Origin of the sequence: Pseudomonas gingeri (assembly GCF_013385425.1) — a bacterium.
GTDB classification, from domain to species: Bacteria; Pseudomonadota; Gammaproteobacteria; order Pseudomonadales; family Pseudomonadaceae; genus Aquipseudomonas; species Aquipseudomonas gingeri_D.
The window spans coordinates 1-12,749 of the sequence record NZ_JACAQA010000015.1 but is presented as its reverse complement, the minus strand read 5'-3'; the positions used below and the strand labels follow the sequence as shown (position 1 = coordinate 12,749).

The following is a 12,749-nucleotide window of genomic DNA, read 5'->3' as shown; positions in this document are numbered from 1 at the left end:
TGTTCAAGGCGGGCAATCCGGCCGACAAACCAGGCCGCCCTCTAGGCAATGCCCAGTTTTTTCAAGCGCGACGCCAGGGTCGTCGGCTTGATCCCCAGCAGCTCGGCGGCTCCGTCCTTGCCGAACAACTTGCCGCTGCAGGCCGCCATCGCCGCGCGCAGATTGTCGCGCTCCAGCGCCCGTAGTTCCTGCTCGGTCATGATCCGCGAATTGAGCTCGGCCAGCGGCGCCTTGCCGGGCACCACGGCATTGGGCAGATCGATATTCAGCTCCGCTCCGGGTGCCGTGATCAGCGCACGCTCGATCACATTCTGCAGTTCACGGATATTGCCCGGCCAGTCGTAGGCCTGCAGGCGGGCCATGTCGCCCTTGTTCAGACGGTGCCCGGGCATGTTCAAGCGCGCCCCGATCAGTTGGAGGAAGTGCGAGGCCAGCAAGGGAATATCGGAGCGCCGCTCGCGCAAGCTCGGCGAATGGACGGGAAACACATTCAGGCGGAAAAACAAGTCTTCGCGAAAACGCCGGGCTTGCACTTCAGCCCGCAAATCGCGATTGGTGGCGGCAATGATGCGCACATCCACGCTGCGGGTACGCTCCTCCCCTACCCGTTCGAACTGCCCCTCCTGCAGCACGCGCAACAGCTTGCTCTGCAGCTCCAGGGGAATTTCGCCAATCTCGTCGAGAAACAAGGTACCCCCATCGGCCAGCTCGAAGCGCCCGATCCGGTCGCGCACCGCCCCGGTGAAGGCCCCGCGCAGATGACCAAAAAATTCGCTCTCGAACAACTCCGCCGGAATGGCCGCGCAATTGACCCGGATCAGCGGCTGGTCACGGCGCTTGCTGGCCTGGTGAATGGCCCGGGCAATCAGCTCCTTGCCGGTGCCGGACTCACCATGGATCAGCACGTTGGCGTCGGTGGGGCCGACCACATCGATCTGTCGGACGATCTTCAGGATCGGCTCGCTCTGGCCGACGATATCGCGGTAGTTGTGCTCGATATGGATTTCTTCCTGCAGGTAGGCGTTCTGCTCTTCGAGGCGCTGCTTGAGGGCCTGCAATTCGGCCAGGGCGTTCTGCAGTTGCAGCTCCGTGGTGCGCCGCTCGGTGATATCGCGAAACACCACCACCGCCCCGACAATCCGACTGTCGCTGATCACCGGCGTGCTGGTGAACTCGACGGCAAAGGAACTGCCATCCCGACGCCAGAACACCTCCTGGCGCCCCTCATGCACCAGGCCGTCATGCACCGCCTTGTAGATCGGACACTCTTCGACCGGATAGTGGCTGCCATCGGCGTGGGAATGGTGGTGGATGCGATGGATGTTCTTGCCGATCATCTCCTCGGGAGCCCAACCCAGCATGCGCGCGCCGGCCGGGTTGACGAAGGTGGCCAGCCCTTCGCTGTCGATGCTGTAGATGCCATCCCCCACCGAACTGAGCAGTAACTGCTTGTCACGCTCGGTTTCCTGGAACAGGTTCATGATGTTGCGCCACTCGAGGAGGCCGCCACGCATGGTGCGTTCGGTTTCGGCCTGGTCGCGATGGTAGCGCTGCCGGCTTTGCTCATGCAGCACCAGGATCAGCTGCGGTTGGCCTTTGACCAGGAGTTGCGTGGCGGATATTTCGAGCTCGATGCGTTCTCCGCTCTTGCAGTTGCAACTGAGCCCGTCGGTCCAACCACGGCCCTTGTCCATCACCGCCTGGGTAAAGACGATCAGGTCCGCCAGTTGATGACCGAACAGCTTGCTGACCGGCAGTTCCAGCAACTCCTGGCGGGGGTAACCCAGCAACTGGCAGGTGGCGATGTTCAAATCGCCGAAACGGTCGCCATAGGGATTGAGCAAGGCGATGGCTTCGGCGCAATGCTCGAACACCATATGGCGGGAGGAATAGGCCAGGTCGGCCCAGCCGTTGAGGAAGTCAGTGTCGCTCATGCCTACGAAATCCCGTAACCGTCTGATGTCGAAGAAGCCTATTTATACGGAAATTCGTAACCTCCCGATAGGATCAGATTGATCTGAAAAAAGCCCATCAGAGGCGGGAATCGAACCCGTATCAAGCGACACCCGATAGTTGAGAAAAATGGAATGATGTTGTCCGTTTCAACCTCATTATTTTTTTGAAAATACGGTTCACCATGGCGCCCGCTCGCCCACCCTCCTCCGGAAACACGACATGCCCATTCGATCGCCAGCCAAACCGCAATGACGCTCACCCCACACCCAGGCACGGCGGCGATACGTCGGTGCCTGCTGATTGCAACCCTTGGACTGCTCACAGCGATAACGCTTGTAGCATGCAGTGCAACACGACGCCCCGATGCCACACAGGAGATGACCATGAAACCCTCCATTACGTATCTGCATCTGCTGCGGCACACGCCGTTTTTCACGGCGCTGTCGACTGAGCAATTGCAGTGGGTGATCGATCATTCGCAGGAATGGGAAACCGAGGACGCAACGGTCGTCGCCAAGAGCGATCGGACTGGCACCTCGGCCACGGACTACTGGATCCTGCTCGACGGCGAATGGCGAGTGGACTACCACGGCCGTTGGTTTCCCAGCGGACACGCCGATCCTGGCAAGTGGTTCAATATCCGCGAAGCCCAGGGGGCGAACTGCGCATTGATCACCACCGAACGCAGTTACGTGATGCGTATCACCGAGGCCGACATGAACACGATGCTGGAGAAAGGCTTTGCCTTCGGCCCGCACCTTTATAGTGGTCGCGCCTACTATGGCCCGCTATTTCATCCGAACGCCCAAGCGTTGCAGCCGTCGGCCCCTTAAGGAACCGAGTCACTCGCCCCGCGATACGAACTCTCGTCGAACCCACTACGAAAAATCGTATTACTACGTAATTACGTAGCCGATCCATGGCTCAAAATCCTTTCGAAATCGTCCTGAAATTAAAAAATATCTATATCTTTCAAACAGATAAAAACAGCCTTCAGGCGCCCTAAAAAACTGGCACGTCCTTCGCTCTAGGCCTTGCAACGATCCGCCACTCCCGGCCATCGATAACAGCAACCCTAACGGAGACGACAACATGCCAAACGTGGACATTGCCCATTACCAGGACGGCGATTTTCTCGTCAACTACGAAGAGAAAGTCTTCGAAGACGTCAAAGCCGAACCGGGCGCCAAGGCCCTGATGACCTTCCACACCATCGCCTTCGAAGGGTCCATCGGCCTGGTCAACCTGCTGCAAGCCAAACGCCTGCTGCGCAAAGGCTTCGAAACCAAGATCCTGCTCTACGGACCTGGCGTGCAACTGGGCGTACAGCGCGGCTTTCCGACCCTCGGCGCCGAAGCCTTCCCCGGCCATCTGGCCGTGAACAACCAGATCAAGGCCTTCATGGCCGAAGGCGGTGAGGTCTACGCCTGTCGCTTCGCCCTGCAAGCCCTTTACGGCCAGACCGAAAAAGCCCTGATCGAAGGCATCCGCCCCATCAACCCGCTGGACGTGATGGATCTGCGCCTGCTGATGCGGCGTGACGGCGCCATGATCATCGATACCTGGACCGCGTAAGGCAGCCCCCGGACTCGTAAAAGGAACCGGGTTTGCGTGCGATGGCGCGTTCGAACGCCATCGCCACGTCCAACGCCATTCAACAGCCGATCCCCCGACAGGAATCTCTGACATGCCCACTATCCGCGCCGCCGCCGTCCAGTTCAGCCCCGTGCTGTATTCCCGTGAAGCCACGGTGGCGAAGCTCTGCAGCACGCTCCTGGACCTGGGCCGCGAGGGCGTTCAGTTCGCGGTGTTCCCGGAAACCGTGGTGCCTTACTACCCCTATTTCTCCTTTGTCCAACCGCCCTTCGCGATGGGCAGGGAACATCTGCAACTGCTGGAGCAATCGGTCAGCGTGCCGTCCGATGTGACCCGACAACTGGGCGAGGCCTGCCGGGAAGCCGGGATCGTCGCCTGCATCGGCGTCAACGAGCGTGACGGCGGCACGCTCTACAACGCCCAGCTGCTGTTCGATGCCGACGGCACGCTGATTCAACACCGCCGCAAAATCACCCCCACCTACCACGAGCGCATGGTCTGGGGCCAAGGCGATGGCGCCGGCCTGCGCGCCACCGACAGTGCCGTCGGGCGCATCGGTGCGCTGGCCTGCTGGGAGCATTACAACCCGTTGGCACGCTATGCGTTGATGGCCGACGGCGAGCAAATCCACGCGGCGATGTTCCCCGGTTCCCTGGTCGGACAGATCTTCGCCGAGCAGATTGAAGTCACCATCCGCCACCATGCCCTGGAATCCGGCTGTTTCGTGGTCAATGCCACGGCGTGGCTGGACCCCGAACAACAGGCCCGGATCATGGCCGACACCGGCTGTGCCCTGGAGCCGATTTCCGGTGGCTGCTTCACCGCCATTGTCTCGCCGGAAGGCAAGCTGCTGGGTGAGCCATTGCGCAGTGGTGAAGGCGTGGTGATTGCCGACCTCGACTTCAACCTGATCAATAAACGCAAGCGGATGATGGACTCGGTCGGGCATTACAGCCGCCCGGAATTGCTCAGCCTACTGATTGATCGGCGCCCGACCGCACACCTGCATGAGCGGCGCGAAAGCTTCGAGGGGCAGGCCCATGAATAACCTGATCGCGTCCTCTGCCCGCAGTGACCTGCTGGCCGAACTGCAATGCCACGGCGTGCGCTGGCAAGGCGCCGACGGCCTGTCGCGCAAAGGTGGCGCCGGGCCTTCGGACCATAAGGCGCTGAGCCTGGGCGAACACACCGCCATGGTGCCGATGCTCAACCGCGCCTCCCTGGACTCGCCCTACTCCGCCATTCCCGATGCGGTCGGGAGCCAGGCGTTGATCTTTCGCGAAGGCCTGCAGGTGGGCCAGGTGCAATTGCCCGGGGTGCCGAACTTTTATGCCCTGAGCACCGCGGACGGCACGCCCTACTGGAAAGTCGCCACCCTGCACAGCAAGGACGTGCTGGCGACCACGATCCTGCAGCACTGCATCCGCATGAACGACGCCGCCACTTCATGCCAGTTCTGCGCCATCGGCCAGTCTCTCGCCGCGGGCAAGACCATTGCCCGCAAGCGCCCGACACAGCTGGCTGAAGTCGCCAAGGCCGCCGTCGAACTGGATGGCGTCAAGCACATGGTCATGACCACCGGTACCCCACAGACCTCCGACCGGGGCGCGGCCATCCTCTGCGAGTCGGCGGCGGCCGTGACCGCCGTCGTCGACCTGCCGATTCAGGCCCAGTGTGAGCCGCCGGACGACGATGTCTGGTTCCAGCGCCTCAAGGACAGCGGCGTGGTCTCGCTGGGCATGCACCTGGAGGCAGTCAGCGACGCCGTGCGCCAACGCATCATGCCGGGCAAGGCCGAGGTGCCGCTGGCACGTTACTTCAGCGCGTTCGAGGCCGCCGTCCAGGTCTTTGGCCGCGGCCAGGTCAGCACCTACATCCTCGCCGGCCTGGGCGATAGCGAAGACGCCATCGCGCAGATGAGCGAACGCCTGGCCAGTCTCGGGGTGTACCCCTTCGTCGTGCCGTTCGTGCCCATCGATGGCACGCCCCTGGCCCATCACCCCAAGCCCGACAGCGCCTTCATGCAACGGCTCTATCCGCGCATCGGCGCCAGCCTGCGCAAGCACGGCCTGCACTCGGATCAGATCAACGCCGGCTGCGCCAAATGCGGCGCCTGCTCGGCACTGAAACACCACGAGTAACCGGAGTAGCCGCCATGGCCGAACATGCCTTTGCCTTGATCGACAGCACCTTCAGTGACTTTCTCGCCGACGACCTGCTGGTCAAGCCCGCCGCCGAAGCCTGGGAGCGCCAGGACTATTACGCGTTGCGCCGAGCCGTATTCAGCACCGAGCAACAACTGCTGGCCCAGGACAAGGACGAAAAGGACTTCCAGGCCATCCCCATCGTTGCCGTGGCCCATCACTGCGGCATGCCCGAGCAGGTGGTCGGCGCCGTTCGTATCTATGAGAGCGCCCCCGGCGTCTGGTATGGCGGGCGCCTGTGTGTCGAGCAGGCCTACCGGCGTCACGGCATGATCGGCAAGGCGCTGGTCAACGAAGCCGTATCGCGGGCCATCGACCTCGGCTGCCAGACCTTCCTGGCCACCGTGCAGCACGCCAACGAAAGCTACTTCCACAGCCTGCACTGGCGGACCCTGCAACCCATGGATTTGCTCGGCCAGCCGCACTGTCTGATGCAGGCACGGCTGGAGTGCTATCCCTTCATGCCACGGCAAGTCGCGCTGTTGCCCCGCAAGGTCCGCCAGCATGGCTAATCCGACACTCGCCGAAACGCCCCTGCAAGACCTGCTGGCAACTCTGCGCGACACCCCGGCGATGCGTGCCAAGCAAGCCATCCAGCACCCGGCGCGGGCACTGCCGAGCACGGCGGCCAGCCGCGACGATCTCTACGCCTTGCCAGGCGACGACACCGCGGCGATTCGCTGCGGCGACCAGTACCAACTGCTCGCCATCGAGGGCATGATCCCGGCCTTTGTCGAACAGGCGCCCTGGTTCGCCGGCTGGTCGGCGGTCATGGCCAATGTCAGCGACATCACTGCCATGGGCGGTCGCGCCAACGCCGTGGTCAACGCCTATTGGCACCATGACAGCCTGGCCGCCGACAGCGTGCTGGCCGGTATCCGTGATGCCTGTCAGGCCTACGGCCTGATCCTCGCCGGCGGCCACACCAGCCAGGCCGCGGGCAACCCGGCGGCACTGGCGGTGGCGATCAGCGGCTGGGCCCGCAGTCTGTTGTCGACCCTGCACGTCGCACCAGGCCAGATCATCGCCATGGCCGTGGACCTTGACGGCCAGTGGCACGGTCAAGCGCCCTACTGGAAAGCCTTCGAAAACGTGCCCGCCGAGCACCTGCGGGAAAAACTCGAAGTCATCCCGCGCCTGGCCGAAGCCGGTCTCCTGCTGGCCGCCAAGGACATCAGCAACGCCGGGATTCTCGGCACCTTGCTGATGCTGCTGGAGCCTCGCCACTGCGGTGCGCAAATCGACCTCGGCGCCCTGCCCATGCCCGCCGGTGCGCCCCTGGAACGTTGGCTGCAAGCCTTCCCCAGCTACGGTTTCCTGCTCACCCTGGCGCGCAAGGACCTGGCCACCGTCGAGGCCGCCTTTGCCTTCGAAGGCATTCACTGCGCCGCCATCGGCACGGTCGATGACAGCGCCCGACTGCGGGTCAGCCAGGGCAAGGAACAGCATGAGTTCTGGGACCTGGCCAGCCAGCCTTTCACCGGATTCAGCTACCCCGAATTCCAACATTCAGCCGTCTCAAAGGAACACTGACATGCCCGCCGTCAACATTCGCCTGCGCTGGCCCGATGGCCAGGAAAGCAACGCCTACTCCCCCTCGACCATCATCTACGAGCACCTCGAAGCAGGCCGTTCCTACGTCATGGGCGAGTTTCTGCACCGGGCGGAAACCGGCCTGAACGCGGCTTCGGAACGGGTCAGACTGGTCAAGGGGTTCTATTGCAGTTCGGCCATGGACAGCCTGGGCGGCCTGCGCTTGAGGGCCCGGGCCTTTGCCGATCCGGACGCGCAAGTGCAAGTACTGGACATCAGCAACCAGGGCGCTGGCAAGGTTCACTACTCAGGCTTTGGCGATCTCTGACCGCTCCGCTCATCCCTCAGGAGGATTTCAACATGACACACTACAAAACCATCGTCGTCGGCGGCGGCCAGGCCGGACTTTGCGCCAGCTATTACCTGCAGGAACGGGACATCGACCATCTGGTCCTGGAAAAACACAGCCTGACGCACACCTGGCGCAACCAGCGCTGGGATGCCTTTTGCCTGGTGACGCCGAACTGGCAGTGCGCCCTGCCCGGCCATCCTTATGCGGGTGACGATCCCCATGGCTTCATGAAAAAAGCCCAGATCATCGACTACCTCGACGGTTTTATCGCCAAGGTCAAGGCTCCGGTCAAGGAAGGGGTGGCGGTGCTGCGCATGAGCGCACGCGCCGAGGGTGGCTACCTGCTCAACACCTCGGTGGGGGACTTCACGGCCGACCAGGTGATTGTGGCCAGCGGCGGCTACCACACGCCAATCATCCCGCGACTGGCCGAACGCCTGCCTGCCGCGATCAGCCAGATTCACTCCGAGCAGTACCGCAGCCCCCAGGCCTTGCCCGAAGGCGCGGTGCTGGTGGTCGGTTCCGGGCAATCCGGGGCGCAGATCGCCGAGGACCTGCACCTGGCCGGGCGCAAGGTGTTCCTGGCGGTCGGCGAAGCGCCGCGTTGCGCCCGCTTCTATCGCGGCCAGGATGTGGTCGACTGGCTGGCGCAGATGGGCTACTACGATATCGGCGTCGACACCCACCCACTGCGCGAGGGCGTACGCGATAACACCAACCATTACGTCACCGGGCGTGACGGCGGGCGCGATATCGACTTGCGACGCTTCGCCAGCGAAGGCATGGAACTGTTCGGCCGGCTGGACCGCCTGGACGGCAGCACACTGAAATTCGCCGGCGACCTGGAAGCCAACCTGGATGCCGCCGACGCGGTGTACAACCGCATCAACCGCAGTATCGACAAATACATTGCCGATAACGCCATCGATGCACCGCCCGGCACGCCTTACATCCCGCTCTGGGCCCCCCAGGCCGAAAGACGCGAACTGGACCTGGCGGACAGCGGCATCACCAGCATCATCTGGTGTATCGGCTTCCAACCGGACTTCAGTTGGGTCGATGTACCGGTGTTCAACGGCCGCAGCTATCCCGGCCACCGCCGTGGGGTTACCGCGCAACCGGGTTTGTATTTCCTCGGCCTGCCCTGGCTGCACACCTGGGGCTCCGGCAGGTTCTCGGGTATTGCCCGGGACGCGCAATACCTGGTGGAGCACCTGGCGGCGCGACAAGGCTGATGGATCGGCCCACCCCTTTCTTTACAGTCTGAAATCCTCGACCAGCCCCTGGAGGCCGACGGCCAGCCGGGAAAGCTCGCCACTGACAATGGACGTCTGGTGCGAGCCGGTCGCCGTTTGCGCCGACAGGTCACGAATGCTGACCAGGCTTCGATCCACTTCCCGGGCGACCTGCGCCTGCTCCTCGGCCGCCGTCGAGATCAGCAGGTTGCGCTCGTTGATCTGCTGGATCGACTCGGTGATCTCGCTCAAGGCCTGGCCCGCGGCCTCGGCCAGGCGCAAGGTTTTTTCCGCCTGCACGGTGGTCTGGTCCATGGACGCCACGGCATTGCTGGTCCCGGACTGGATGTCGCCGATCATCGTCTCGATTTCCTCGGTAGAGACCTGGGTACGATGGGCCAGCGCCCGCACCTCGTCCGCCACCACCGCAAAACCGCGCCCGGCCTCGCCAGCGCGGGCGGCCTCGATCGCCGCGTTCAGGGCCAGCAGATTGGTCTGCTCGGCGATGGCGCGGATCACATCCATCACCTTGCTGATATCCACGGCCATCACCGACAGCCTTTTCACATCACTGGACGTGGATTGCACGCTCGACACCATCAGGCCAATGGCGCCGAGGGTGTCATCAACGCGACTGCGACCGCTCGAAGCCGTCACGCTTGAGGTGGTCGCCGCAGCCGAGGCCTGCGCCGCGTTGCTGGCCACTTCATCGACCGCGGCGCTCATCTCGGTGACCGCCGTGGCGGCCATGGCGATTTCATTGTCCTGGCGAACCATCCCCCTGGCGGCCTCCTCCGTCACCGCCTGCAGCTGCTCGGCGGTCGCGGCCAACTGGGTCGACGACCCGCCAATCCGGGTGATGGTCTCGCGGAGGTTGGCCTGCATGGTGGTCAGCGCCAGCAACAGTTGCGCCAGTTCATCCGAGCCTTTCACCACAATGGGCTGGCTGAGATCGTTACGGGCAATACGCCGGGCGATCTCCAGGGACTGGTTCAGAGGCGCCATGACACTACGGGTGTACAGCCAGGCCAACAGCAGCGTGGCAATCAATGACACCAGGATCAGCGCACTGACCATGATCCGTGTTTGCCGATAGACAGCGTTTGCCGCCTCGCCGGCATCCCTGGCCTTGAGTTGACCCTGCTCGATCAGGGCCCGGATACCGGAGGACACCTTGTCGATCCTGGGGCGCACCTGCGCCTGGGTAAAGCGATTGGCACCGATCAAATCGTTGGCCGTCATAAAGGCCAGGTACTGGTCTTCGATGACATTGAAGGCCCGTATGCTGGCTTCCAACTCGTCGAACAACGCTCGATCCTTCGACGTCACAATCAGCGCTGACAGGCGCTTCATCTTCTCCCCGGTACTAACACGTAGCACCGCTATCTCCTCCAGGCTATGGGCATTGACTTCTTCGGTTTCGAGCGGGTTACGCAAGTGGGCATTGTCAGTGCGGACCAGGACAACATTTTTATCGAGTTCTCCCAGGACCTGGACAGTCGGCAGGACACTGCCCTCGACGAGGCCTTCAGCATCATTCAGTGCAGAGGCCTGTCTCAAGGCGAATAAGCCCATGCCAATGATCAACAGGCAAAAAAGTCCAAAACAAACAACCGAACGCGGCGCGAGATTCAGCTTTCTGAGAAGCATATATCACTCCAGGCAAATAAATTGGGCACGAGCGCCGGCCCTCGCGGACGAACAACCTGAACCTGTTGCTCGCCCGCGGAGGACTGTCTGGCTCAACCGCGATGACGTCGGCGGAAGTAGTCGACCAGGCCCTGGGTCGAGCCATCGTCGGCGGGAGAAATATCGAACCCGGTCAGGCGGGTGTAGACGTTCGTGCCCAAGTCCTTGCCCAACTCCACGCCCCACTGATCGAAAGAGTTGATGCCCCACACCACGCCTTGCACAAAAACCTTGTGCTCATACAACGCGATCAACGCGCCAAGACGTCGGGGATCCAGAGTCTCCATCACCAGGGTGTTACTGGGACGGTTGCCCGGGATCACCTTGTGCGGTGCCAGGCGCTGCACATTGGCTTTCGACAGGCCCTTGGCGCGCAACTCGACCTCGACCTCCTTCAGGCTCTTGCCGCACATCAGCGCCTGGCTCTGCGACAGGCAGTTGGCGTACAGCCAGTGATGATGGTCGGCGACCGGCTTGTGACTGACCACCGGAACGATAAAGTCCGCAGGGATCAACGCCGTGCCTTGATGCAGCAATTGGTGATAGGCATGCTGGCCATTGCAGCCGACACCGCCCCAGATCACCGGCCCGGTAGCGCAGGACAGCGGCGAGCCATCCTGGCGCACGCTCTTGCCACTGGACTCCATATCCATCTGCTGCAGGTGTTTGACAAAGTTGCGCAGGTAATGGTCGTAGGGCAGGAAGGCATGGGCCTGGGCCTCCCAGAAATTGCGATACCAAATGCCCAGTATCGCCAGCAGCACCGGCATATTGCTTTCGAACGGCTGATGGAGGAAGTGCAGGTCCATGGCATGGGCACCGGAGAGCAACTCCTTGAAATTCGTCATGCCGATGGCCAGGGCAATCGGCAAACCGATCGCCGACCATAACGAATAACGGCCACCGACCCAGTCCCACATGGGGAAGATGTTCTTCTCACGGATGCCGAAATCGAGCGCCGCCTGGCGGTTGCTGGTGACGGCAATAAAGTGCCGGTAGAGCTTATGCTCGTTACCGCCGCTGCTCAGGAACCAGGCACGCGCAGCCTGGGCGTTCTTCAAGGTCTCCAGGGTGGCGAAGGACTTGCTGGAGACGATGAACAGCGTGGTTTCGGCATCCAGCCGCGCCGTCAGTTCATGGAACTCGCTGCCGTCGATATTCGCCAGGTAATGGCAGCGCACCCCGGACTGCTGGCTGTAGGGCAAGAGCGCCTCGGACACCAGCTCCGGCCCCAGGAAAGAGCCGCCGATGCCGATATTGACCACATCGCTGATCGCCTTGTCGCTGTAGCCACGCCATAACCGGCTGTGAATGCGGCCGACAATATCGGTCATTTTTGCCAGGGTGTCGTGGACATCGCGCATCAGGTTATGTCCGTCGACCATCACCCGATCCCCCACCGGTCGGCGCAAGGCGGTATGCAGTGCCGGGCGGCGCTCCGACGCGTTGACCGGCTCACCGTCGAACATCGCCTGGACAGCTTGCGCCACCCCGGCCTCCCGCGCCAGGCGGACCAACAACCCGCGGGTTTCCCGGGTGATCAGGTTTTTCGAGTAATCCAGGAACAGCCCACAAGCGGAAACGGAAAACTCGTTGAAACGCCCGGCGTCAGCCTGGAACGCCTCGCGCATGTTGAAGTGCTGCATGGTCAGCCGATGCGCCTCAAGCGCCTGCCAGGAGGCCAGGCCGGTCGCATCGAGGGGGTGCAGATAGTGTTTGGCCGGGTAGTGTCCGTCAGGCGCCAGTTGCGGCGCCTGTACGGTCATTCCCCCACCCGCGGCTTGACCAGCAGGGCTTGCGCTGTTTCAAGCAGGTTGTGCAGGGTAATGCCGAAGTGTTCGAACAAGGCTGGCGCAGGCGCCGACTCGCCGTAGGTGGTCATGCCGATCACACGACCTTCCAGGCCCACGTACTTGTACCAGTAGTCGGCATGGGCGGCTTCGATGGCAATGCGCGCGCCGATCTGCAGCGGCAACACCGCCTGCTTGTAGCTCGCATCCTGGGCATCGAAAATGCTGGTGCACGGCATCGACACCACACGAGCCTTGCGGCCCTGCTCGGTCAGCTTGTCGAACGCCTGCACCGCCAGGCCCACTTCCGAACCGGTCGCGATCAGGATCAGCTCAGGCTCGCCCGCGCAATCCTTCAACACATAACCACCGCGGCTGATGTTGTCGATCTGCA

12 protein-coding genes are annotated in these 12,749 nt (G+C 62.6%); 8 read left to right on the top strand and 4 right to left on the bottom strand.

The genetic code is table 11. From position 1 onward, the window contains the following. Window positions 1-41: 41 nt before the first annotated feature. Window positions 42-1,934 (bottom strand): sigma 54-interacting transcriptional regulator, encoded by a 1,893-nt coding sequence (locus tag HX830_RS18415; protein ID WP_152741459.1) that lies wholly within the window; start codon window positions 1,932-1,934, stop codon window positions 42-44. Window positions 1,935-2,339: 405 nt separating this feature from the next. Between HX830_RS18415 and HX830_RS18410 the strand changes: the two genes are divergently transcribed. The 8 genes from HX830_RS18410 (at window position 2,340) to HX830_RS18375 (ending at window position 8,876) form a co-directional block, all read left to right on the top strand. Continuing rightward, the gene (locus HX830_RS18410; RefSeq protein WP_177101740.1) at window positions 2,340-2,789 is read left to right on the top strand and encodes a hypothetical protein; all 450 of its coding nucleotides are present in this window, start codon (window positions 2,340-2,342) and stop codon (window positions 2,787-2,789) included. 259 nt (window positions 2,790-3,048) lie between these two features. Further along, complete coding sequence (locus HX830_RS18405) at window positions 3,049-3,531, top strand: MSMEG_0572/Sll0783 family nitrogen starvation response protein (RefSeq protein ID WP_152741461.1); 483 nt, start codon at window positions 3,049-3,051, stop codon at window positions 3,529-3,531. 112 nt (window positions 3,532-3,643) lie between these two features. Further along, window positions 3,644-4,600, top strand: coding sequence for a Nit6803 family nitrilase (locus HX830_RS18400; RefSeq protein ID WP_177101738.1), 957 nt, complete (start codon window positions 3,644-3,646; stop codon window positions 4,598-4,600). After that, window positions 4,593-5,693, top strand: a complete 1,101-nt coding sequence (locus HX830_RS18395; protein ID WP_177101731.1) for an MSMEG_0568 family radical SAM protein — start codon at window positions 4,593-4,595, stop codon at window positions 5,691-5,693. Before HX830_RS18400 ends, HX830_RS18395 begins: the two co-directional genes overlap by 8 nt. 14 nt (window positions 5,694-5,707) lie before the next feature. Further along, entirely contained in the window at window positions 5,708-6,268 is a 561-nt protein-coding gene (locus HX830_RS18390) for an MSMEG_0567/Sll0786 family nitrogen starvation N-acetyltransferase (protein ID WP_152741464.1), read from the top strand. Continuing rightward, window positions 6,261-7,289, top strand: coding sequence for a sll0787 family AIR synthase-like protein (locus HX830_RS18385; protein ID WP_152741465.1), 1,029 nt, complete (start codon window positions 6,261-6,263; stop codon window positions 7,287-7,289). The genes HX830_RS18390 and HX830_RS18385 overlap by 8 nt, the downstream gene beginning before the upstream one ends. 1 nt (window position 7,290) lies before the next feature. Then, window positions 7,291-7,617, top strand: coding sequence for an MSMEG_0570 family nitrogen starvation response protein (locus HX830_RS18380; protein WP_152741466.1), 327 nt, complete (start codon window positions 7,291-7,293; stop codon window positions 7,615-7,617). A gap of 32 nt (window positions 7,618-7,649) precedes the next feature. Continuing rightward, window positions 7,650-8,876 (top strand): MSMEG_0569 family flavin-dependent oxidoreductase, encoded by a 1,227-nt coding sequence (locus tag HX830_RS18375; protein WP_177101729.1) that lies wholly within the window; start codon window positions 7,650-7,652, stop codon window positions 8,874-8,876. 21 nt (window positions 8,877-8,897) lie between these two features. Here the strand turns inward: HX830_RS18375 and HX830_RS18370 are convergent, their stop codons facing one another. The 3 genes from HX830_RS18370 to HX830_RS18360 form a co-directional block, all read right to left on the bottom strand. Next, on the bottom strand, window positions 8,898-10,526 hold the full coding sequence (locus HX830_RS18370) for a methyl-accepting chemotaxis protein (RefSeq protein ID WP_177101727.1): 1,629 nt from the start codon (window positions 10,524-10,526) through the stop codon (window positions 8,898-8,900). Window positions 10,527-10,618: 92 nt separating this feature from the next. Beyond that, window positions 10,619-12,331 (bottom strand): glucose-6-phosphate isomerase, encoded by a 1,713-nt coding sequence (pgi, locus tag HX830_RS18365; RefSeq protein WP_152741469.1) that lies wholly within the window; start codon window positions 12,329-12,331, stop codon window positions 10,619-10,621. Then, window positions 12,328-12,749: transketolase-like TK C-terminal-containing protein (locus HX830_RS18360; protein WP_305729210.1), on the bottom strand; the 422-nt coding region annotated here is incomplete at its 5' end. The genes pgi and HX830_RS18360, both read right to left, overlap by 4 nt.

Coding starts and splice junctions, on each gene's coding strand:
- HX830_RS18415 (WP_152741459.1), bottom strand. CDS start 1,934: ATGAGCGACACTGACTTCCTCAACGGCTGGGCCGACCTGGCCTATTCC.
- HX830_RS18410 (WP_177101740.1), top strand. CDS start 2,340: ATGAAACCCTCCATTACGTATCTGCATCTGCTGCGGCACACGCCGTTT.
- HX830_RS18405 (WP_152741461.1), top strand. CDS start 3,049: ATGCCAAACGTGGACATTGCCCATTACCAGGACGGCGATTTTCTCGTC.
- HX830_RS18400 (WP_177101738.1), top strand. CDS start 3,644: ATGCCCACTATCCGCGCCGCCGCCGTCCAGTTCAGCCCCGTGCTGTAT.
- HX830_RS18395 (WP_177101731.1), top strand. CDS start 4,593: ATGAATAACCTGATCGCGTCCTCTGCCCGCAGTGACCTGCTGGCCGAA.
- HX830_RS18390 (WP_152741464.1), top strand. CDS start 5,708: ATGGCCGAACATGCCTTTGCCTTGATCGACAGCACCTTCAGTGACTTT.
- HX830_RS18385 (WP_152741465.1), top strand. CDS start 6,261: ATGGCTAATCCGACACTCGCCGAAACGCCCCTGCAAGACCTGCTGGCA.
- HX830_RS18380 (WP_152741466.1), top strand. CDS start 7,291: ATGCCCGCCGTCAACATTCGCCTGCGCTGGCCCGATGGCCAGGAAAGC.
- HX830_RS18375 (WP_177101729.1), top strand. CDS start 7,650: ATGACACACTACAAAACCATCGTCGTCGGCGGCGGCCAGGCCGGACTT.
- HX830_RS18370 (WP_177101727.1), bottom strand. CDS start 10,526: ATGCTTCTCAGAAAGCTGAATCTCGCGCCGCGTTCGGTTGTTTGTTTT.
- pgi (WP_152741469.1), bottom strand. CDS start 12,331: ATGACCGTACAGGCGCCGCAACTGGCGCCTGACGGACACTACCCGGCC.